Raw genomic sequence first — 1040 nt, forward strand, 5'->3', positions numbered from 1 at the left:
CGTGCAGGCATTATCGGCGGCAGCCGGCTGCTCGAGGTCGATGGTGTCGAGGTGGTGGGCGCCCCACCGGCCGAGGTGGCTGAGCGGCTGAGGGGGGCTCGGGGAACCGCGGTCGAGCTGACGCTGGCGACGCCCGGGGAAGATAAGCGTCGAGTTCGCCTGTTCCGGGCCGACTTTCAGCCGCTGGATGTCGAGTCTCACGCCGAGCACGGCCGGCAGCTGTTGCGTATCCGGCGCTTCCGGGCCGGGTTGACCCGGCCGGCGGTGGCGGCGCGGCTGGCGGCCTATCGGGCGCAGCGGGAGGAACGGCCGCTGGTGCTGGATCTGCGCTTCAGTGGCGGCGGCGATGTCTTCGAGGCGCTGGATGTGGCGGGCCTGTTTCTCGAGTCGGGCCGGGAGCTTGTGGCCTTCACGGATCGCGCCGGGGAGCGGGAGTGGTTCACGAATCGTCGCGCAGGGGACACGAACACGCCCCTGTCGATCTGGATCGGGCCGGATACCGCCAGTGCGGCCGAGATACTGGCGGCGATTCTTCAATACCACGGTCGGGCCGAGCTCAGGGGCCGTCCGAGCCGCGGCAAGTGCAGTATCCAGACCGATGTGCCGCTGCCGGAGGGGGGGGCGCTGCGCTTCACGGAAAAGCGGGTGTTGCTACCCGATGGCAGCACGTGCGACGGCCACCCACTGGAACCGGATCACCCCCTGCCGTCCGCTCCGGACTCCGAGTCGGGCTGTGATGCACCGTTGAAGGCTCCCGTCCGATCGTCGCCGTCACGTGGTGGATGATGAGGCAGGCGGCCGATACAACAGCATAAGGAGAAAACCGATGAATACGCTTCTTCAGGCGAGCGCGCGCCGACTCACCGCTTCGGTGCTCCTGCTGCTGCTTGGTACCTTCGGGCATGCGACCACCTTGCAGGCCGAACAGACCTGGCGGGTGCTGGAGGTCGACGGGGTTTTCGAGCATGCCACCGGGCCGGAGGACCTGCCGGCGCGCAGCGTAGAGCAGCCGCTGACCCCGCGGATGCTGATGGCCTATG

At 68.6% G+C, this 1040-nt stretch carries 2 protein-coding genes; both read left to right on the forward strand.

The window, feature by feature from the left end:
* On the forward strand, positions 1–786 hold a 786-nt coding region (locus tag RI841_RS13475; protein WP_310706141.1), incomplete at its 5' end, for a S41 family peptidase.
* Positions 787–826: 40 nt separating this feature from the next.
* Positions 827–1040: hypothetical protein (locus RI841_RS13480; RefSeq protein ID WP_310706143.1), on the forward strand; the 214-nt coding region annotated here is incomplete at its 3' end.

The organism is Halomonas sp. (assembly GCF_031581305.1).
Taxonomy (GTDB): domain Bacteria; phylum Pseudomonadota; class Gammaproteobacteria; order Pseudomonadales; family Halomonadaceae; genus Halomonas.